21 protein-coding genes are annotated in these 19,671 nt (G+C 73.8%); 6 read left to right on the top strand and 15 right to left on the bottom strand.

The genetic code is table 11. The features are described 5' to 3' along the window. Nucleotides 1–6 precede the first annotated feature (6 nt). The 4 genes from sigJ to LH044_RS18835 all read right to left on the bottom strand — a co-directional run bounded on the left by sigJ (nucleotide 7) and on the right by LH044_RS18835 (nucleotide 4,235). Nucleotides 7–939, bottom strand: a complete 933-nt coding sequence (gene sigJ, locus LH044_RS18850) for an RNA polymerase sigma factor SigJ (protein WP_227757184.1) — start codon at nucleotides 937–939, stop codon at nucleotides 7–9. Then, on the bottom strand, nucleotides 936–2,327 hold the full coding sequence (locus tag LH044_RS18845; RefSeq protein ID WP_227757183.1) for an FAD-dependent oxidoreductase: 1,392 nt from the start codon (nucleotides 2,325–2,327) through the stop codon (nucleotides 936–938). The genes sigJ and LH044_RS18845 overlap by 4 nt, the downstream gene beginning before the upstream one ends. 73 nt (nucleotides 2,328–2,400) lie before the next feature. Beyond that, nucleotides 2,401–3,267, bottom strand: a complete 867-nt coding sequence (locus LH044_RS18840) for an ABC transporter permease (protein WP_227757179.1) — start codon at nucleotides 3,265–3,267, stop codon at nucleotides 2,401–2,403. Beyond that, nucleotides 3,264–4,235 carry an ATP-binding cassette domain-containing protein gene (locus LH044_RS18835; RefSeq protein WP_304512021.1) on the bottom strand — a complete coding sequence of 324 codons (972 nt, stop codon included), beginning with the start codon at nucleotides 4,233–4,235 and terminating at the stop codon, nucleotides 3,264–3,266. The genes LH044_RS18840 and LH044_RS18835 overlap by 4 nt, the downstream gene beginning before the upstream one ends. Nucleotides 4,236–4,387: 152 nt before the next feature. Here LH044_RS18835 and LH044_RS18830 point away from each other — a divergent pair, with 152 nt between their 5' ends. Further along, nucleotides 4,388–4,975, top strand: a complete 588-nt coding sequence (locus tag LH044_RS18830; RefSeq protein ID WP_227757177.1) for a TetR/AcrR family transcriptional regulator — start codon at nucleotides 4,388–4,390, stop codon at nucleotides 4,973–4,975. 21 nt (nucleotides 4,976–4,996) lie between these two features. Here the strand turns inward: LH044_RS18830 and LH044_RS18825 are convergent, their stop codons facing one another. The 4 genes from LH044_RS18825 to LH044_RS18810 all read right to left on the bottom strand — a co-directional run bounded on the left by LH044_RS18825 (nucleotide 4,997) and on the right by LH044_RS18810 (nucleotide 9,868). After that, nucleotides 4,997–6,187: a cytochrome P450 gene (locus tag LH044_RS18825; RefSeq protein WP_227757172.1), complete on the bottom strand. Its 1,191-nt coding sequence runs from the start codon at nucleotides 6,185–6,187 to the stop codon at nucleotides 4,997–4,999. Then, the gene (locus LH044_RS18820) at nucleotides 6,187–7,047 is read right to left on the bottom strand and encodes an SDR family oxidoreductase (RefSeq protein ID WP_227757167.1); all 861 of its coding nucleotides are present in this window, start codon (nucleotides 7,045–7,047) and stop codon (nucleotides 6,187–6,189) included. The genes LH044_RS18825 and LH044_RS18820 overlap by 1 nt, the downstream gene beginning before the upstream one ends. Before the next feature lie 92 nt (nucleotides 7,048–7,139). After that, complete coding sequence (locus LH044_RS18815) at nucleotides 7,140–8,828, bottom strand: putative metal-binding motif-containing protein (protein ID WP_227757165.1); 1,689 nt, start codon at nucleotides 8,826–8,828, stop codon at nucleotides 7,140–7,142. Between the two features lie 203 nt (nucleotides 8,829–9,031). Beyond that, nucleotides 9,032–9,868 carry a 5'/3'-nucleotidase SurE gene (locus LH044_RS18810; protein WP_227757163.1) on the bottom strand — a complete coding sequence of 279 codons (837 nt, stop codon included), beginning with the start codon at nucleotides 9,866–9,868 and terminating at the stop codon, nucleotides 9,032–9,034. Nucleotides 9,869–9,908: 40 nt separating this feature from the next. On the opposite strand from LH044_RS18810, the gene LH044_RS18805 reads away from it, so the two are divergent. The 3 genes from LH044_RS18805 to LH044_RS18795 are packed head-to-tail and all read left to right on the top strand — an operon-like array spanning nucleotide 9,909 to nucleotide 11,677. Beyond that, entirely contained in the window at nucleotides 9,909–10,829 is a 921-nt protein-coding gene (locus tag LH044_RS18805; RefSeq protein WP_374210507.1) for an MBL fold metallo-hydrolase, read from the top strand. After that, the gene (locus tag LH044_RS18800; RefSeq protein WP_227757159.1) at nucleotides 10,826–11,272 is read left to right on the top strand and encodes a VOC family protein; all 447 of its coding nucleotides are present in this window, start codon (nucleotides 10,826–10,828) and stop codon (nucleotides 11,270–11,272) included. Before LH044_RS18805 ends, LH044_RS18800 begins: the two co-directional genes overlap by 4 nt. Nucleotides 11,273–11,305: 33 nt before the next feature. Then, nucleotides 11,306–11,677: a TMEM254 family protein gene (locus LH044_RS18795; protein WP_227757158.1), complete on the top strand. Its 372-nt coding sequence runs from the start codon at nucleotides 11,306–11,308 to the stop codon at nucleotides 11,675–11,677. A 101-nt stretch (nucleotides 11,678–11,778) separates the two neighbouring features. On the opposite strand, the gene LH044_RS18790 is transcribed toward LH044_RS18795, so the two are convergent. Next, entirely contained in the window at nucleotides 11,779–12,720 is a 942-nt protein-coding gene (locus tag LH044_RS18790; RefSeq protein WP_227757156.1) for a 1,4-dihydroxy-2-naphthoyl-CoA synthase, read from the bottom strand. Further along, entirely contained in the window at nucleotides 12,717–13,145 is a 429-nt protein-coding gene (locus LH044_RS18785) for a rhodanese-like domain-containing protein (protein WP_227757155.1), read from the bottom strand. Before LH044_RS18785 ends, LH044_RS18790 begins: the two co-directional genes overlap by 4 nt. A gap of 119 nt (nucleotides 13,146–13,264) precedes the next feature. Here LH044_RS18785 and LH044_RS18780 point away from each other — a divergent pair, with 119 nt between their 5' ends. Continuing rightward, the gene (locus LH044_RS18780) at nucleotides 13,265–13,651 is read left to right on the top strand and encodes a VOC family protein (RefSeq protein ID WP_227757145.1); all 387 of its coding nucleotides are present in this window, start codon (nucleotides 13,265–13,267) and stop codon (nucleotides 13,649–13,651) included. Then, on the top strand, nucleotides 13,648–14,055 hold the full coding sequence (locus LH044_RS18775) for a PaaI family thioesterase (protein WP_227757142.1): 408 nt from the start codon (nucleotides 13,648–13,650) through the stop codon (nucleotides 14,053–14,055). The genes LH044_RS18780 and LH044_RS18775 overlap by 4 nt, the downstream gene beginning before the upstream one ends. A gap of 56 nt (nucleotides 14,056–14,111) precedes the next feature. Here the strand turns inward: LH044_RS18775 and LH044_RS18770 are convergent, their stop codons facing one another. From LH044_RS18770 to LH044_RS18750, 5 genes are all read right to left on the bottom strand, one after another. Next, entirely contained in the window at nucleotides 14,112–14,771 is a 660-nt protein-coding gene (locus LH044_RS18770; RefSeq protein ID WP_227757140.1) for a sterol desaturase family protein, read from the bottom strand. Next, the gene (locus LH044_RS18765) at nucleotides 14,738–15,511 is read right to left on the bottom strand and encodes a TetR/AcrR family transcriptional regulator (RefSeq protein WP_227757139.1); all 774 of its coding nucleotides are present in this window, start codon (nucleotides 15,509–15,511) and stop codon (nucleotides 14,738–14,740) included. The genes LH044_RS18770 and LH044_RS18765 overlap by 34 nt, the downstream gene beginning before the upstream one ends. 106 nt (nucleotides 15,512–15,617) lie before the next feature. Beyond that, nucleotides 15,618–16,622, bottom strand: coding sequence for a TIGR03617 family F420-dependent LLM class oxidoreductase (locus LH044_RS18760; RefSeq protein WP_227757138.1), 1,005 nt, complete (start codon nucleotides 16,620–16,622; stop codon nucleotides 15,618–15,620). A gap of 82 nt (nucleotides 16,623–16,704) precedes the next feature. Beyond that, a complete protein-coding gene (locus LH044_RS18755) occupies nucleotides 16,705–18,423 on the bottom strand; it encodes an N-acyl-D-amino-acid deacylase family protein (RefSeq protein WP_227757132.1) in 1,719 nt (572 codons plus the stop codon). A gap of 36 nt (nucleotides 18,424–18,459) precedes the next feature. After that, nucleotides 18,460–19,635 carry an amidohydrolase family protein gene (locus LH044_RS18750; protein ID WP_227757128.1) on the bottom strand — a complete coding sequence of 392 codons (1,176 nt, stop codon included), beginning with the start codon at nucleotides 19,633–19,635 and terminating at the stop codon, nucleotides 18,460–18,462. Nucleotides 19,636–19,671 lie beyond the last annotated feature (36 nt).

The following is a 19,671-nucleotide window of genomic DNA, read 5'->3' as shown; positions in this document are numbered from 1 at the left end:
GGCGGCTCAGACGCCGGGGAACGGGGTGTCGAGCGCCGCCACCTTCTCAGGGTTGAGCTGCACGCGGATGGCGGCGACGCGCCCGTCGTCGCTGGCGTCGGCCGACACGACGATCGGCCCGTCGGGGTGGTGCACGACCAGGGCCGGCGCGGCGTTCACGTGCTGGATCTCCATCGCGATGCCCTCGGGCACCCGGCCGGTCAGGTTGAGCAGCAGCCGGATGACCTTGTCGGGGCCGAGCACCGGACGTCGGGCGGCGTGGCGGTCGGGTCCGCCGTCGCTCGTCAGCACGACGTCGGGCGAGAGCAGGTCGAGCAGGCCCTGCACGTCGCCGACGGCGAGCGCACCGACGAGGCCGGCGAGCAGGTGCTCGTCGGCCGCGCTGCGGTCGGCCCGCTCCTCGCGGACCCGACGACGGGCGCGCGACGCGATCTGACGGCAGGCCTCCTCGGAGCGTCCGACGGCCCGGGAGATCTCCGCGTACGGCTCCCCGAACACGTCGGCGAGCAGGAACACGGCCCGCTCCACCGGCCCCAGCCGGTCGAGCACGACGAGGAACCCGAGGGTGAGCGACTCGGAGAGCTCGGCGCGCTCGGCCGGGTCCTCGAACGGCGCCGGTCCGACCGCGCCCGGCACCGAGGTCACGACGGGGTCGGGCAGCCACGGGCCCACGTAGTCCTCGCGCCGGCTGGCCTGGGACCGGAGGCGGTCGATCGCCAGGCGCGACGTCACGGTCGTGAGCCACGCCGCGGGCCGCTCGACCGTCGACGGGTCGGTGCGCTGGAACCGGACCCAGGCCTCGGACACCACGTCCTCGGCATCGGCGAGCGACCCGAGCATGCGGTACGCGAGGCCGGTCAGCCGGGCCCGCTCCGCCTCGAAGACCTCGACCGCCGCGGCGGTCGGGCCGGGGGCGTCGGGGTGCTCGTCGTGGCTCATCGTGGCTCCGCTCCGACCGTAGCCCCCGCTCCCGCAACGGGACGGGTGCCAGCGAGCGGGCGCACGGTGCGGGCGTGGGCCGCCGCCAGCGCACCGGCCGACTCGCCGCTGGCCACGGCGGCATCGGCGAGGAGCCCGACCGGACCGACCCAGTCGCCGGCCAGCAGCACGCCGGGGCGGTCGTCGACGACCACCGGCGGCCGACCCGCGAGCCCACCGCCCGCAGCGGTCGGCATCCCGGCCTGGACGACCATCCGGCCGAGGAACCGGCGGGCCACGACGTCGGCCGGCCGGATGCCGGCGAGCGTGGCCAGCTCGTCGAGCCGGGTGCGATCGGCGTCGGCCGACGTGGCCCCGTACCGCGCCACGTGGACGACGTTGACGCCCTCGGGCGCCAGGTCGGCCGGGGGCGCGTGCTCCGACAGGTACAGGGGCTCGTCGATGCCGAGCACGAAGCGCGTGGGCACCGGGCCACGGACGGCCAGCTCCAGGCAGGCGGCCGTGACCTCGGGCCCGGCGCGGTCGACCAGGACCGGCCGGTCCAGAAGGCCCGCCGCCACCGCCGGGCCGCCGCCGGCGAGCACCACCGCCCGCGCCACGACCGCTCGGCCGTCGGCGCACGTGACGGTCCACGTGCCCCCGGCCCCCGGCTCGACCGATCGGACGGCCGCGTGGCCGTGCAGCGAGCCGCCGGCCCTGCGGAGCCGGTCGGCCAGCCCGTCCACCAGCTGCTGGAAGCCGCCGTCCAGGTAGAGGACCCCCGAGCTGGTGGCGTGCACGACCTGCGGCACCGAGGCGTCGGCCGACAGCGAGTCGAGGTCGGCGGTGTAGGTGGCCACGCGGAACAGCGCCTCGACCGTCGCGACCACGTCGTCGCGCTCCCCGACGAGCTCGTGGATCCACCCGGTGCTCGACACGTCCGGCCGGCCGGCGGGCACGCGTCCGGTCGCGAGGCGGCCGAGCACCGAGGTCAGCCTCGCCTTCGACGAGCGCGACACGATCCCGGTGCGCAGCAGCGAACCGGGTCCCGTCGGCAGGACGTCGAGGCGGCCGTCGACCAGGGCGCCGCTCCCCTTCGTCGGCGGCTTGCGCCCTGCGGGGGTGAGCCCGAGCCGGTCGAGCACGGCCCGCCCGGCGCCGCCGACGTAGAGCGCCCGCGGACCGCTGTTGAAGACCGCCTCGCCGTCGACGCCCTCGAGCGGCACCCGGCGGACCGCGGCCCGACCGCCCGGCACGTGGGCGTCGAGCACGACGGTGCGGGCCCCGCTGCGGGCGGCGACGACGCCGGCGGTCAGGCCGGCGAGCCCGCCGCCGACGACCACGACGTCGGCGGCCCCGGGGAGGGGGAGGTCAGTGCTGCTGAGGGGTTCGGTCGCTGCATCGTCCATGCCCTCCCGACGGATGCCAGCCCCGATGTGTGACAGCCCCGATGTGTGACGGTCCCGCCGCCGGAGGCGCCAGTCAGTCGGCGGTCCGGTTGCGGTACATCCGCGTCGCCAGCGGCACGCACACCGCGAGGATGACGGCGCTCCAGAGCAGGGTCGCCTGGACCGGGTGCTGCATCGGCCAGACGTCGACCAGCGACGACGGGTTCGGGTTGCCGAACAGCTCGCGCACCGCGGCGGTCACCGCGCTCACCGGGTTCCACTCCGCGATCGTGGCCAGCACCGTCGGCATGGCCTGGGTCGGGGCGAAGGCGTTCGAGACGAACGCCAGCGGGAACACGAACAGGAACGCCAGGGCCTGGGCCGACTCCGGGTCGCCCGAGCGCAGCCCGAGGCAGGCGCACACCCAGCTCAGCGAGTAGGCGAACAGGAGCGCCACGCCGATGCCGGCGGCGACGTGGAGCAGGTCGGTCGACGGCGACCAGCCGACGACGAGCCCGGTGAGCAGGACGAAGGCGGTGCACACCGACGCAGAGAGGAAGTCGGAGACGGACCGCCCCGTCAGCACCGACGCCGGGCTCATCGGGAGCGTCCGGAATCGCTCGATCACGCCGGTGTGGAGGTCCTGGGTCAGGCCGATCGCGGTGCCGACCGACGAGGTCGTCAGGTTCAGGGCCAGGAGGCCGGGCACGAGGAAGTCCTTCACGTTCGCGCCGCCGGGCAGCACCATGGCGGCGCCGAAGATGTACACGAACAGCACGGTGAACAGCACCGGCTGCACCGTGACGTCCGACAGCTGCATCGGTTCCCGGGAGATGTGGACCAGGTTGCGGCGGGTCATGATCCAGCTGTCGCCGATCCACCGGCGGAGGCGGCCGCCGTCCTCGGCAGCGGTGGGCCCGGGCCGGCTGGCCGGCGCGGTCGGGGTCAGGGTGGCGGTCATGCGGCGGCTCCTGCGGTGTCGGCGTCGTCCTCGGTGGGCGGACGACCGGTGAGGGTGAAGAACACCTCGTCGAGCGAGGGGTGGTGGATCTGGACGTCGTCGACCGCGATGCCGCGGTCGTCGAAAGCCCGCACGAGCGAGGTGACGAGCCCGGGGACCGGCTGGATCGTCGCCGACAGGCGGCGGTCGGACTCGTCGAGCGCCACCTCGCCCTGCACGAACGGCACCAGGACCGCAGCGGCCTCGGGGTGCGACTCGCTGAGCCGGACGACGAGCCGCTCGCCGCCGATGCGGGACTTGAGCTCCGCCGCCGTGCCCTCAGCGATCACCCGGCCGCGGTCGACGACCACGATGCGGTCGGCCAGCTCGTCGGCCTCGTCGAGGTACTGGGTGGTGAGCAGGACGGTCGCGCCGTCGGCCACGAGCTCGCGCACGACCTGCCACATCCGGGCCCGGCTCGACGGGTCGAGGCCCGTGGTCGGCTCGTCGAGGAACAGCACCGGCGGGTCGGCCACGATGCTCGCGGCGAGGTCGAGCCGGCGGCGCATGCCGCCGGAGTACGTCTTGACGGTGCGGTCGGCGGCGTCGGTGAGCTCGAAGCGCTCGAGCAGCTCCTCGGCGCGGACGCCCGCAGCCCGCCGCCCGAGGCGGCACAGCTCGCCGACCATCACGAGGTTCTGGCGACCGGTGAGCAGCTCGTCGAGGGTGGCGTTCTGCCCGGTGACGCCGATGACGCGGCGCACGGCGTCGGGCGACCGGACGACGTCGATGCCGGCGACGCGGGCCTGGCCCTCGTCGGGGATCATGAGCGTCGTGAGGGCGCGCACGGTGGTGGTCTTGCCGGCGCCGTTCGGGCCCAGCACGCCGAGCACCGTGCCGGCCTCGGCGCTGAGGCTCACGCCGTCGAGCGCCTGGGTGGCGCCGAAGTGCTTGCGGAGGCCGACGGCCTCGATCATCGGTCCGTCCACGGGGACCTCCTCGTTCGGGGGTGGTCGGCCGGGGCCACCCTCGAGCGGGTGTTCGCCTGACCGGCCGGTCGGTAACATCTGACTGACCGGACGGTAAGCGCGAGCTGACCGGCCGTCAAGTAAGACCTCGATCAGGTACGATGGGACCCGTCATGGCCGACACCTCGACCGCCCCCCGCTCCCCCGTCGAGGAGGACCGGCTCTCCACGCGCCAGCGCATCCTCGATGCGGCCACCGACCTCTTCATCGAGAAGGGCTACGAGGGCACGTCGCTGCGGGAGATCGCCGAACGCGTCGGCGTGACCAAGGCGGCGCTCTACTACCACTTCGCCAGCAAGGCCGAGATGGTCGCCGCGCTGCTCGAGCCGTTCGAGGCCATCCAGCGCGAGTGGGTCGCCGGGATGCCCGCGACGCCGACCGACGAGGAGTGGGCCGACGCCCTGGGCGGCGTCATCGACTGGATGGTCGACAACCGCCGCCTCTTCCAGCTCTTCGACCGCAACCACGAGGTCTTCGAGCACCTGCACGACGAGGGCAGCCAGCACCACGAGCTGCACGACAAGGTCGGCGCCGTCCTCGGCAACCCCGAGATCGACCCGCGACGTCGCATCCGGATGGCGGCCGCGATGGGCGTGTCGTTCGCGATGGCGCCGATGGGCGACACCCCGCTGACCGACATCGACGCCGACGAGATCCGCCACGAGCTCCGCTCCGCGGTCCGGCGGGCGCTCGACATCTGAGGACCCGGTCGGGGCCCCGGTTCAGACCGGCGTGAGGTCCATCCGGGCCGACCGCAGCCCGTACACGAACGCGTTGGGCATCTCCTCGATCGACGCCTCGTCGACGCGCAGCTCGGCCACCCGCTGCAGCAGCTCCTCGAAGAAGATGCGGATCTCGAGCCGGGCCAGCGACGAGCCCAGGCAGAAGTGGGTCCCGAACCCGAACGCGATGTGGTGGTTCGGGTGGCGGGCGAGGTCCATCTCCTCGGGGTCCTCGAAGTGCTCCGGATCCCGGTTCGCCGACGAGTACATGAGGACCAGCTGCTGGCCGGCGGCGATCGGCGTGCCCGCGACCTCGGCGTCCTCGGCCGCGACCCGGCACATGTTGTGGATGGGCGTGACGAAGCGGATCAGCTCCTCGACCGCGATCGTCAGGTCGGTCTGCTCGCGCAGCAGCGCCCACTGCTCGGGGCGCCGGGAGAGCTCGATCATCCCCCGGGCGATCACCGTGCGGGTCGTCTCGGCGCCGCCGTCGAGCAGGAGCAGGCAGTCCGAGATGACCTCGTCGACGCCGAAGGGGTGACCGGGCACCTCGGCCTGGGTCCACAGCGTCATGACGTCGTCGGCCGGGCAGCGCCGCTTCTCCTCGTACAGCTCGGCCGAGGCCTGGGCGAACTCCATGGCCGCGGTCATGCCGGTCTCGTTGAAGTAGCGCGGCCCGCCGCCCATCTCGATCGTGCGCTCGGACCACTCGACGAGCTGCGGGAACGTCTCCTCGGGGAACCCGAGCAGGAGCCCGATCATCTCCGCGGGGAGCGGTGCCGCGAGCTCGCCGACGACCTCGACCGTCCCGCCGTGGGCCATCGCCGCGTCGAGGAGGGCCGACACCGCGCCCCGGACGTGGTCCTCCCATCGCGACACGGCCTTCGGCGTGAAGCGCCGGGCGACCAGGTTGCGGCGGTGGGAGTGCAGCGGGTCGTCGAGGCCGATGATCGCCGGGTCCGCCGGGATGTTCGGGCGGTACCCGCCCTTCTCCTGGTCGGAGTTGATGAAGAGGTGCTTGTGCTTCTCGACCTCGACGATGTCGTCGTAGCGGGCGATCCCCCAGAGCTCGTTCACCGGGTCCCAGTAGACGGGCTCGTGCTCGCGCATCCACGCGTAGGCGGCGTATGGGTCGCCGACGTAGAAGGCGCCGTCGAGCAGGTCGACGCGGGGACGCTCGGTGGTCGCCATCAGCCGGCCGCCCCCTCGTCGGCGGCGGTGACGCGGCCCTCGACCGCGTCGTCGCCGAAGAAGGCCCGGGCCGCCGGTTCGAAGTCGGGGCCGCGGCGCAGGTGGTGGCCGCCGTCCACGCTCAGCGACGTGCCGGTGACCCAGGACGACTCCTCGCCGAGCAGGAACCGGACGACCGAGCCCACGTCGTCGACGTTGCCGGCGCGCGACACCGGCATGTTGTCCAGGTAGCTGCCCATCACCTGCTCGTCGTCCATGACCATCGACACGAGGTCGGTCTCGACGATGCCGGGACGCACGGCGTTCACCCGGACCCCGGCGCGGCCGAGCTCGTCGGCGGTCTGGCGCACCAGCATGTCGATGCCCGCCTTCGACACGCAGTACGGACCCATGAACGGGTGCGTGACGGCGGCGGCGATGGACGAGATGGCCACCATCGAGCCACCGCCGCTGCCGGCGATCGCGGCACCGGCGTGCTTGAACAGCAGGAAGGTCCCGGTGAGGTTCGTGGCGATGATGTCGGTCCACTCGTCGAGCGGCGTCGTGATGATCGGGCCGAGGCCGCCCCGCCCGGCGGACGCGACCGCGAAGTCGAGCCCCCCGGTGGCCTCGGTGGCCACCGCGACCGCCCGGGCGACGTCGTCCTCGGACTTCGCGTCGCCGACGACGAAGCGGACCAGGCCGTTGGTCGGCGCCGCCGCCTCCAGCGCGGTCACGCCGTCGCGGAGGCGCTCCTCCGTCCGCCCCATGATCGTGACCGCCGCGCCGTCCGCGACGAGCCGCCGGGCGCTCTCCAGTCCGATGCCGCTGCCGCCGCCGGTGACGAGCGCGGCCGTTCCGCCGAGTACGAGATCCGTCATGGGCGGCACGGTAGCCACTCCGACGCGACGACGGGGACCCGGAGGCCCCCGTCGATCATCTCCCCCACATCCGGCCGGGGCCGGAGCGTCTGTCAGAGGTTGAGCTGGGCGACCACCGCGCCGCTCGCACCGTTCGAACCGGTGATGCCCGTCGTGCCACCCGCACCGCCGGCGCCACCGGCGCCACCGGTGAAGGAGAAGCCGGACAGCGTGGCCGAGGAGCCCGTCGTGAGCAGGCCGATGGCCGGGGCGCCCGCACCGCCGCCGCCGCCACCGGCGTGGCCGCCGCGACCGCCGGCACCGCCGTTGCCACCGGCGCCGCCGCTCTGGAACGCCGCGCCGCCGGGGCCACCGGCACCGCCGGGCTGACCCAGGCCGCCCGAGCCGCCGGCGCCACCGGCGCCGCCCGTGCCGAGCGTGACGTTGAAGTTCAGGAGGTTGGCGCTCGAGCCGGAGACCAGCACGCCGATCGCCGCGTAGCCCGCGCTGCCACCGGTGCCCACGGCCGAGGCCCGGGCGCCCCCTGCGCCACCGCTGCCGCCGCCGGCGCCCTGGTCGTCGATGTCGTCGTCGGAGCCGCCGCCACCGCCGCCGCCACCGCCGGCGCCGCCGTTGGAGCCGAGCGTGCCGTTGCCCCCGGTGCCGCCGCTGCGGGCCCACAGGCCACCGCTGATGGTGCCGTTGCCGGCCGCGCCGGCCGAGCCGCCGGCGCCGTCGCTGACGCAACCGGGGAGGCCGGCGGTCCCGGGCTGGGCAGGCGTCCCGGGCGCACCGCCCGGACGGCCGAGGCCGCACGAGGCGCCGGTCACGGTCGCGTTGCCGCCGGCGAGGCCGGACGTGGCGTCGCAGTTGCCGCCGAAGATGCCGCAGGTGCCCGCCGAGCAGGAGGTGTCGCGGGCTCCGCCGGCGCCACCGGCGCCGCTGCCGCTGATCGACGCGCCGCCGGAGCGACGATCGGTGTTGCAGGTGCTGATGCCGTCGTCGCCGTCCTGGCCGGCGTTGCCCGACTGGGCGGCGGTCTGGATGGCCGACGTGCCGGCGGTGCCGACCGAGCCGTTCGAGCCCTTGCCGGCCACCACCGAGATCGAGTCCATGGTCAGCGCGGACGTCGAGTTGCGGACGATCACGGCGTAGCTGGCCCGGGCGTTGCCGGACTCGTCGGCGCCGACGGCCCTGAGGTCGGTGACGCTCGTCGTCGAGGTGATGCCGTCGGCGAGGATCGCCACCGAGGCGTTGACCGACGGGTCGAAGCTGCCGGTGACGGTGGCGACCGTGGTGCCCGTCGCCGCGCCGCCGCGCTTGAAGTTCTGGCCGAAGCCGCCGCGGATCGACAGCCCGTTGGCCACCGCGAAGCGGGGGTAGCTGCCGCCCGCGACCGCCACGATGGACGTCGACATGGCGGCGGTGCGGTTCTGGCCCTGCGCGATCGTGGCGCACGGCTCGGCGATCACGCCGCACGTCGAGGTGTCGGCACCGCCGGCGGCCTTGACGTAGGTGATGTCGGTGACCACGCCGTCCTGGCCGTCGCAGTTGCTGTCGACGTTCAGCTCGTCGATGGGGTCGGGCGCACCGGGGTTGATCGCCGGGTCTGCGTCGTTGCAGTCGGTCAGGTTCGTGTACCCGTCACCGTCGTTGTCGACCGGCGGCGCCGTGGTGGACGTGGTGGTGGTCGACGACGTCGTCGTGGTCGTCTGGCCCGGGTCGGTCGGCGGCGTGGTGCACGCCCCGACCACCAATGCTGTGAACGCGACGACTGCCGCGATGATCGCCCATCTGCGCACGGTGTGCTCTCCTTCGGCCCCCGGCCCACGGTCAGCCTCCGCGGGTCCACCGGAGAGCGCACCACAAAGCTGAACGCTGGTCAACGTTTTCGGGCCGCGGTCACCGAGGTTTCCCCCGGAGGACACCTCCGGTGCCACTGCACGTCAGACCACGGCCACCTGGGGTGGCCAACGAGGTGCGAGGCGCCCGACTCGACCGTCCGTCAGCCGACGCCGATGTCGGAGAGCGCGGCCCAGCCCCCCGCCAGCGCGGCGTTGTCGTCGGCCGGCTTCGTCGGCGGCTCCGGGGCGCCGCAGTCGACCTTCTCGAGCGACGCCGGCGGGTCGGCCGACGCGGGGACCTCGAGCACGCCGCGCACCTCGCCCGCCGAGCACCCTGGGACGTTGAGGTTGGCGACCGGCGCCGGCGTCGTCGCCATCGACCCGTCGAGCAGCGCCCCGCGGTGCTCGTCGATCCACGCCACCGCGAGCTCCGCCGCCTCGTCGAAGCCGGCGGTGTCGTTCACCCCCGCCGACACCGCGAGCGCCGGGATGCCGCGGCTCGCCGCAGCCCGCGCCGCGCCGACGGTGCCCGACAGCTGGATGAACGCACCGACGTTCTGGCCGGAGTTGATGCCCGACACGACGAGCTGCGGCGTCTCGGGGATGCCGCCGTCGAGCGCCCACACCACGGAGTCCGCGGGGAAGCCCGCGACCGCGGTGGCCTGCTCGCCGCTGAGCATCGTGGTCGGCGTGGCCGTCGCCCCGCCCGGGGTCGTCCTGCCGCCGGTGCCGCTCTGGTTCTCGGCCGGTGCCGCGACGACCACCTTCGTCTCGGGCATCGCCTGCAACGCCTGGACCAGGACGTCGATGCCCTGCGCACCGACGCCGTCGTCGTTGGTGACGAGGATCGTCAGCTCCTCGGCCGCGGCGGTCGTGGTCGTCGACGAGGCCCCGGTCGTGCTGCTCGCCGAGTCGTCGTCGGAGCTGCACGCCGCGAGCACGCCCATCGGGGCGAGCAGGGCCAGCACCGCGAGGCCGGCCCGGCGGAGGGTCGGCACCGGGCGGCGGGACGCGCGCGGCTGGGCGGAACGGGACGACATGGACCAACACCCCCTGGTCGGTGGACGGGGTCACGCTACCGTGCCCACCGTGGAGGTCACGCTGCTCGGCACCGGCTCGCCCATCCCCGATCCGCTCCGGGCCGGGCCCGCCACGCTCGTGCGCGCCGGTGGTCTGGCGCTGCTGTTCGACTGCGGTCGTGGGGTGCTCCTGCGGCTCGCCGCAGCAGGGGTGCCGGGCCCGCCCGGGGTCGCGGTGCAGTTCCTCACGCACCTGCACTCGGACCACACCACCGACCTGAACGACGTGATCACCACCCGGTGGGTCATGTCGATGGTGCCGCTGCCGCTGCCCCTCGTCGGTCCCCCCGGGTCGGAGGGCCTCGTCGACCGGACCCTGGCGATGCTCACCGAGGACATCGGGTACCGCATCGCGCACCACGACGACATCGAGGCCGGCCCCGAGGTGCATGTGACCGAGGTGCTCGACGGCCCCGTGGCCCTCCCCGAGCTCGGCGCGGCCGGCATCACCGTGACCGCCGCCCCGACGGACCACCGGCCGGTGACGCCGACGGTCGGCTACCGCATCGAGCACGAGGGCGCCTCGGTGGCCATCGCGGGCGACACCGTGCCGTGCGAGGGGCTCGACCGGCTCGTCCGGGGCGCGGACGTCTACGTGCAGACCGTCGTGCGCGACGACGTCATCCGCCAGATCCCGCTCCCGCGCCTCCAGGACGTGTGCGACTACCACTCCACCGTCGTGCAGGCGGCGCAGACCGCGGCCCGGGCCGGCGTCGGCACCCTCGTGCTGACCCACATGGTCCCCGCCCCGCCGCCGGGCGGCGCGCAGGAGTGGATCGACATCGCGACCGAGCACTTCGACGGCACCGTCCTGGCCCCCGACGACCTGGCCACGATCACGGTCGGCGCAGGGGCCGTGACCACGGGAGGAGCATCATGAGCGACGACGGGATCACGCTGAGCCACATTGGGCTCTGCGTGTCGGACGTGGAGCGGTCGACCGCCTTCTACTGCGACGGCCTCGGCTTCACGGTCACGGCCGACCACGCCGTCGGCGTCGAGTTCGGCCCGCTGATGGAGGTGGACGCCCCCGACCTGCGGTCCCGGTTCGTCCAGCGCGACGGCATGTCCATCGAGCTGCTGCACTTCGTCGCCCCGGGCCACCTCGGTGATGGGACGCGCCGCGAGGTCAACCGGCTCGGGTTCACCCACATGTGCCTGAACGTGACCGACATCGACGCCGTCGCCTCGCGGATCACCGACGCCGGCGGCACGGTGCTCGACGACACGTGGACCCGCATCCCGATGGGCGATGCCGAGCTGCGGTTCGTGTACTGCACGGACCCCGACGGGACGCGCATCGAGCTGATGCAACTCGGATAGCTTGAGCCGCGTCGGAAACAGAGGGAGCGCCGCATGTCCGTCCGCCGCAAGCCGAGCCTGCTCTGGAGGCTGTTCGTCCTCGTCGGGCTGGGTTCCATGACCGCCCTGACGTTCAGCGACCAGGCCTGGGAGCAGTTCGAGGACACGGTGGGCGACGCGATCCCGCGCAGCACGATCCGGTCGATCCTGTTCGGCACCCTGGCCCTGCACTCGCTCGAGTCGCTGTTCGTGTGGCGCTCGACGCGCCGCCGGGGCGACGCCGGGCCGGGCCGCTGGGCCCTGGCCACGTTCGTGTGGGGCTTCCCGGTCGTGCGCCGCCTGCGCAAGGCCCGCAAGGCCGAGGCGATGGCGGTCGAGGCCGTGGCGCTGGCCGACGAGGCCGTCGCCCTGGCCGACGCCGCCTGACCGACCCGACCTCGCCCGGGCTCGACCTCGCCCCTGCTCACATCGTCCGACCTCGCATCGCCGAGCTCGCTTCGCCCGACCGTCCGGGCCGGGACCGGCGCTCAGAAGTGCCAGGGATAGCCGGACCAGTCCGGGTCGCGGCGCTCGAGGAACGAGTCCCGGCCCTCGGCCGCCTCGTCGGTCATGTACGCGAGCCGGGTCGCCTCGCCGGCGAACACCTGCTGGCCGACGAGGCCGTCGTCGATCAGGTTGAAGCTGTACTTCAGCATCCGCTGCGCGGTCGGCGACTTGCCCATCACCTTGCGGCCCCACTCGAGCGCGACGGCCTCGAGCTCCTCGTGGTCGACGACCGCGTTGACCATGCCCATGCGGTGCGCGTCCTCGGCCGAGTACTCGTCGCCGAGGAAGAAGATCTCCCGGGCGAACTTCTGGCCGACCTGCCGGGCGAGGTACGCGGAGCCGAACCCGCCGTCGAAGCTGGCGACGTCCGCGTCGGTCTGCTTGAACCGGGCGTGCTGGCGGCTGGCCAGCGTCAGGTCGCTGACGACGTGGAGGCTGTGGCCGCCGCCGGCCGCCCAGCCCGGCACGACGCAGATCACGACCTTCGGCATGAAGCGGATCAGCCGCTGCACCTCGAGGATGTGCAGGCGCCCGGAGCGGGCCGGGTCGATCGACTCGGCTGTGAGGCCGGGCTCGCCCCCCTCGTCCTCGACGGTGTAGCGGTAGCCGTCGCGGCCCCGGATGCGCTGGTCGCCGCCGGAGCAGAACGCCCAGCCCCCGTCCCTCGGCGACGGTCCGTTGCCGGTCAGCAGCACGCAGCCGACGTCGGAGGTCTGGCGGGCGTGGTCGAGCACCCGGTGGAGCTGGTCGACGGTGCGCGGGCGGAAGGCGTTGCGCACCTCGGGCCGGTCGAAGGCGACACGCACGACGCCCACGTCGACCGCCCGGTGGTAGGTGATGTCGTCGAGGTCCTCGAAGCCCGGCACCGGCTGCCACGCCGCCGGGTCGAAGATCTCCGACACCCGTCCGTCGGCCGTCGTCACGATGCCACCTCACCCTCGTCGCCCGAGCCGGTCGCCAGCTCGAAGCCCTCGTCCTTCCAGCCCTCGATGCCGCCGATCATCTTCTTGACCGGTCGGCCGAGGGCGGCCAGCCGCATGGCGGCCTTGTCGGCGCCGTTGCAGTGCGGTCCCGCGCAGTAGACGACGAACAGCACGTCGTCGTCGAACGGCGCCAGGTTGCGCTCGACGATGCGCCGGTGCGGCAGGTTCACCGCGCCGGGCACGTGCCCCTGCTCGAAGTGCTCCCGGCTGCGGACGTCGAGCACGACGAAGCCGTCGCCGATCGGCGAGGCGTGCACGTCCCAGCAGTCGGTCTCGTAGCCGAGCAGGGCCGCGAAGTGCTCGAACGCGTCGTCGGGCGGCGCGGCGGGGACCGCCGTCACCTCGTTGGTGGCGATGTCGACCATGGCCGCAGTCTGACACCGCGACGGGCCGCCGCTCCCACCCCGACCGGCGGCTCGCCGGGCGGGACCGCGTGCAACACTCGGGCGCACCGGGGACCGCGACGTCCGTCCGAGGAGGACCAGTGATCGACCACCTCTCCATCCAGTGCGCCGACCTCCGCTCGAGCGCCGACTTCTACGACGCCGTGCTCGCCACGGTCGGCGGCCACCGGATCATGGAGGTCGATGAGGCGATCGGTTACGGCACCGCCTTCCCGAGCTTCTGGATCGGCCAGCAGCGCACCGGCGACGGGTTCCGGGAGTCCCACATCGCCTTCACCGCCCCGTCCCGTGACGCGGTCCAGGCGTTCCGCGACGCCGCCGCCGAGCTCGGCTACGAGGTCCTGCACGAGCCGCGGGTCTGGCCCGAGTACCACCCCGGCTACTTCGGTGCCTTCGTCCGCGACCCCGACGGCAACAACGTCGAGGCGGTCCACCACACGTTCGACGGCGCGGAGCCGGGCGCGTGACCAATCAGGCCGCCACCGACTCCCTGCGCGAGCTCATGCCGCTCGCCGCCCTGCTCCGCTTCTCGGTCGACCGCAGCACCGCCGCCGAGGTGGTCGTCACCGCCCCGTGGTCGCCGGAGCACTGCACGACCGGCGGCATCCTCCACGGCGGCTATCTCATGGCCCTCGCCGACTCGGCCGGCGCCCTGTGCGCCGTGCAGAACCTGCCGCCTGACTCGTGGACCTCGACGATCGAGTCCAAGACGAACCTGTTCCGGCCGGTGCCCTCGGGGACGGTGACCGCGACGAGCACCCCCATCCACGTCGGCCGGACGACGATCGTCGTCCAGACCGACATCACCCGCGACGACGGGAAGCTCGCGACGCGCACGACCCAGACGCAGGCGGTGCTGTCCGCCGGGTGACCGCGGCCCCGGCACGGCTCGCCGCTCACCACGCGGCACCCCGCCGGCCGGGAGGCTCAGTCCTCGGGAGCGAGCGAGGCGAAGGCGCGGACCCGGTCGAGCTGCGCGGCGCGCGACGACGGGTCGGTCGAGCCCACGAGCACGTAGTCGGCCGCGAGCTCGGGCCGGATGCGATCGCCGTCGAGCATCCAGGGCTGGGCCAGCCGGCGGGGCACCCGCACCCGCTCCGGGCGCTCGTGCGTGCCGAACAGGTGGTCCCACACCGACGTCGTCACGCCGTGGTTGGCCCTGGGGTGCCCGAAGTGGTGGTGGAAGTGGTGGCGGCGCAGCCAGGCCGAGTAGCGCCCGCGGGGCCCGCGGAGGTGGGCCATGGCGTGCTGGTGCTCGTAGCCGGCGTAGCCGAGGCACCAGCCGAGGCCCAGCGCCAGCCCGGGCACCCCGGCGACCAGCCACCCGATCGGCGCCCACACGAGCAGCCCGACGAGGATGACCCCCGCCCAGCTCAGGAGGTGGGTGTGCGAGAACGACCAGCTCGAGCCGACGTGGTGCTCGAGGTGCTCGCGGCTCATGATCCCCTTGCCGTTGAGCGCGTGCATGGCGAAGCGGTGCAGGAGGTACTCGGCGAGGGTCCACAGCGCGGCCCCGCCGACGAGGGCGGCGACGGCGACGAGCACGGCGGCGATCACGATGCGGCCCCGCCGGCCTCGGCCCGCCATGCGAGGGCGGCGTCGCGGGCGTTCGCCGAGGCGTCGGGATCGGCGCCCCAGCCGACGAGCAGCGCGGCGGTGAGCTCCCGGCCGAGCGCGGTCCCGGTCGTGGGGAGGCCCATGACGAGGCCGTCGGTGAGGAGGGCGCCGTTCAGCGCGACCACCCACGAGATCGTCCGGACGAGCTCGGCGTCGGCGGGTTGGTCGAGCGGGTCGACCACGGGGTCGGCGGCACGGATCGCCCCGACCGACGCGGCCTCGAGCAGCAGCCGTCGGGGCACGTCGAGCACGGCCATGGCGGCGGGCACCACGGCGGCGACGTCATCGGTGTCCTGCCCGCCGTCGGTGACGAGGAGCCGCTGCTGGAGGCGGAACTCGTGCGGGTGCTCGTCGGGGGCGGCGAGGAACAGCTCGGCGAAGGACCACAGCCGGGCGAGCGCTCCCGTCGCCGGCCCGAGCCCGGCCCCGGCCACCCTGGCGTCCCAGTCCGCCACCGCAGCGTCGGCGACGCCGCCCAGGGTGACCAGGGCACGGGTCTGCAGCGCGGCCAGCAGGGCGCTGCGCGACGGGAAGTACGTGTAGAGCGACGCGGTCGCGTAGTCCGACGCCTCGGCGAGTGCCGCCATCGTCAGGCCCTCGATGCCGTGCTCGGTGACGAGCGCGGCAGCGAGGTCGAGGAGGTGGTCCCGCCGGGCCTCACGCTTCCGCGTGCGGCGATCGGTCGATGCAGCGACGTTTTCCGAAGGCACGTCGGAAAACGTCGCGCCGTCAGGATCGGAAGTCAACCCTTGCCGTCGCGGGGCCCCCGCGCGCCGATCCGGGCACGACCCGACCCGAGGGCGGGGACGCCGCCGATCAGGCGGAGTGCAGGGCGCCGACGAGCTCGACGAGGAGGTCGTCGGACATCGCGTACGGCATGTAGATGCAGACCCGCTCGCAGTGCTGCGAGTACCGGCCGCGGACCTGCTCGGCGATCTCGGCCGGCGTGCCCCGCACCGCCACCGTCGCGAGGACCTCGTCGTCGATGAGCTCGGCGACCGCGTCCCACCGGCCCTCGCGCGTCATCTGCTGGGCCTGCGGCTGGAGATCGCCCCGGCCCGCGAGGTCGAACACCGGCCGGTACGACGGCGTCGACACGTAGAACCCGAGCAGGGCGCGGCACCCTGCGTCGGCGGCGGCCTGCTCCTCGGGCGTCCGCCCGCAGCACACGATCAGCTCGGGCAGCACCTCGAGCGGATCGAGCCGCTCGCTGCGGCGCTCGAGCCCGCGCTCGACCGCGGGCAGCGTGCACTCGGCGAAGAACCGCTCGGACGTCACCGGCATGACGGCGAGCGAGTCGGCCACCTCGGCGGCCAGCGTCGTGAGCCGCGGGCCGAGGGCACCGACGGCGATCCGCGGCGGCCCGTCCGGGTGCGGCTGCGGCGAGAACATCGGCGACATCTTCGTGTGGGTCCGGTACGGGCCCCGGTGGTCGAGCGGCTCGCCGTGCTGCCAGGTGCGGAACACCGCGCGCACCGCCTCGACCGTGTCGCGCATCCGCTCGACCGGTCGCTCGAAGTCGACGCCGAACCGGCGCTCGATGTGGGGGCGGACCTGCGTGCCGAGCCCGAGCGTGCACCGCCCGCCGGAGAGCACGTGGAGGTCCCACGCCGCGTGCGCCATGTGCACCGCGTTGCGCGGGAAGGCGATCGCCACGTTCGTCATCACCGACAGGTCGGTGGCCTGCGCGGCGAGCGCGAGCGGGATGAAGACGTCGTGGGGGCCCTCGAACGTGAAGACCCCGTCGACGCCGGCGGCTTCGAGCCGACGCGCCTCGTCGGCGGCGTCGGTCAGCCCGTAGACGGCGGCGAGAACCTGCATGGAGGGCATCCTGCCCGATGCGGCCCGCTCAGGCGGCCTCCCCGCTCCCCGCCGCTCAGGCGGCCTCCCCGCTCCCCGCCGCTCAGGCGGGGGCCCGCTGGGCGCCCCGGACGAGCGCGCCCGGGCGCTCGCCCGTCGACTCGTCGTCGATCCGGACGGGCACGCCCGCCACGATCGTCGCCCCGTAGCCCGACGCCCGCTGGATCAGCCGCCGCCCGCCGGCCGGCAGGTCGTGCACCATCTCGGGCGGGGCGATCCGGAGCCCGTCGAGGTCGATGACGTTCAGGTCGGCGCGGTGCCCGGGCGCCACGACGCCGCGGTCGCGGAAGCCGTAGAGCGCGGCGGTGCGGCTCGTCTGCATCGCCACCACGCGCTCGAGGTCGAAGCGCTCGCCCCGGTCGCGGTCCCGGACCCAGTGCGTGAGCATGTAGCTCGGCAGGCTGGCGTCGCACAGCACCCCGCAGTGGGCGCCGCCGTCACCGAGGCCCAGCACCGTGTCGTCGCGGTCGAGCATCTCGCGCATCGCCCCGAAGTCCCCTTGGCTGTAGCCGAGCAGCGGGAAGTACAGGAGCTCGGTGCCGTCGCGCCCGAGCATGAGGTCGTAGGTGACCTCCTCGGGTGTCCGGCCCTCCCGGGCCGCGATCGCGGCCACGCTGCGCTCGGGCGCCGGCTCGTAGTCGGGCGGGTCGCCGAGCGGGAAGAGCTTGTGGAAGCTCGACAGCAGGAAGGCCCCGAACCCGGACCGCTCGACCTTCTCCCCGAGGATCGCCTCGCGCACCTCGGGCGTGCGCAACGCCGCCACGCGCTCGGGCAGGGGGAGGTCCGCGATGGCCCGGTAGGCGCGGTGCGTGATGAACGGGTGCACCGACGACGTGAACCCGAACAGCAGGCACGCCGGCCGTCCCGCCACCTGCGGCACGACCAGGGCGCCGTCGGCGCGAGCCGCCTCGGCGCGCTCGATGAGCTCACGCCACTGCTCCGGGTACACATCGTTCTGCAGGCACCCGAACGTGACGGGCCGACCGGTCCGGCGAGCGATCTCGGCCATCCAGGCGAACTCGGCGGCGGGGTCGAGCATGTCGCTGGCGACGCCGAACACGCCGGCTCCCGCGGCGCCGAGGGCGTCGCCGATGCCGAGGAGCTCGTCGGCCGACGCGGTCGTGCCGGCGGCGAGCTCGCCGTCCTTGGCCCGGTGCAGGACCGTGCGCGTGGTCGTGAACCCGACGGCGCCGGCCCGCAGGCCCTCCTCGACGAGCTTCGACATCAGCGCGATGTCCTCGGGGGTGGCCTCCTCGTTGGCGGCGCCTCGCTCCCCCATCACGTACCCGCGCACGGCGCCGTGGGGGATCTGCGCGGCCACGTCCATCACGCGGGGCATCGACTCGAGCTCGTCGAGGTACTCGGGGAAGGACTCCCAGTTCCAGCTCATGCCCTCGGCGAGCGCGGTGCCGGGGATGTCCTCGACGCCCTCCATCAGCTGGATCAGCCAGTCGCGCCGATCGGGGTCCGCGGGGGCGAAGCCCACGCCGCAGTTGCCCATGACGACCGTGGTCACGCCGTGCCAGCTCGACGGCGTCATCTCGGGGTCCCACGTGGCCTGGCCGTCGTAGTGGGTGTGGATGTCGACGAACCCCGGCGTGACGAGGCGGCCGTCGGCGTCGATCTCCCGACGTCCGGCGCTCCCCTCCCCCGGCGGCGTGACGTCGACGATGCGGTCGCCGGCGACGACGACGTCGGCGGGCCGTGCCGGCGCCCCCGTGCCGTCGGCCAGCAGCCCGTTGCGGATGGTCAGGTCGGCCACGGTTCCCCCCGGTGGTCGTCGTGCGGTGGAGTGCCCCTACGCGGGACGGTCGGAGATGAGCCCGGCGGCGTTGTCGTGCAGGACCAGGCGCTGGTCCTCGGGCGACAGCTCCTTGACCTCGGGCAGGTAGTCGAGCGGCTGCGGCATGCCCTCGATGTGGGGCCAGTCGGAGCCGAACACCACGCGGTCGGCGCCCATGTGGTCGACGACGGTGACGACGTCGTCCTCCCAGAACGGGTTGATCCAGACCTGGCGGCGCAGGATCTCGACCGGGTCGTCGGGGAAGTAGCCGGACACCTTCTTGGCCATCGACCGCGCCTTGCGGAACAGGTCGGGCAGGAACTCGGCGCCGTTCTCGACGGAGACGATCCGCAGGTCCGGGTACCGGACGAGGTGGTTCTCGAGCAGCATCGCGAGCAGGAAGTCCTTGATCGCCTGCTCGATGGCGAAGAACTTGATCGACGGCTTGAACCCGCCTGAGAACGCGGCCGAGAACCCCTCGGGGGCGTACCCGTTCGAGCTGACGCCGCCGTCGCCGGCGTGCAGCACCAGCGGCACGCCCGACTCGTTGAGCAGGCCCCAGAACCGCGCGTAGCGGTCGTCGAACGGCGACACGCGGCCGAGCACCGTCGTCGGGGCGGCGGGCCGCATGACGAGCAGGCGGGCGCCGGCGTCGAGCGCCCACCGCAGCTCCTCGACCGCCCAATCGGGGTCGGCGAGCGTGAGGTACGGCGCGGCGAAGATCCGGTCCCGGTACGAGAAGCCCCAGTCCTCCTCGACCCACCGGTTGAAGGCGCGGAACACGACGCAGTTCGCCTGCGGGTCGTCGGTGAGCAGCTCCTCGTAGATCATGCCGAGGGTGGGGAACATCCAGCACGACTCGAGGCCCTGCTGGTCGAGCACCTCGATGCGGGCGTCGCGGTCGCGGTACTCGGGCCGGATCGGCTCGCGCTCGGAGAGGAACGACAGCGGGTCGCGCCCGTCGGGGTTGCCGCGGAAGTAGTCGTGCATCGCCCCGGCCCGGGCGATCGGGTCGAAGGTCGCGTTGGTCACCGCACGCGAGACCCGGCCCCCGATCACGTGGTACTTGCGGCCGTCGATGTCGCACCACTGCACCGTCCGCTGGGCCCAGGCCGGGTCGAGGTGGCGGGTGAAGGCGTCGAGCGCCTCGTAGTAGTGGTTGTCGGCGTCGATCACCGGCTCGTCGTGCACGTGGGTCCCCTCTGGTCTCGCCGCCCGGCTGATCCT

The organism is Dermatobacter hominis, assembly GCF_020715685.1.
GTDB classification, from domain to species: domain Bacteria; phylum Actinomycetota; class Acidimicrobiia; order Acidimicrobiales; family Microtrichaceae; genus Dermatobacter; species Dermatobacter hominis.
Note: the sequence above shows the minus strand (reverse complement) of the source record. Positions and strands in the feature narration are given on the sequence as shown.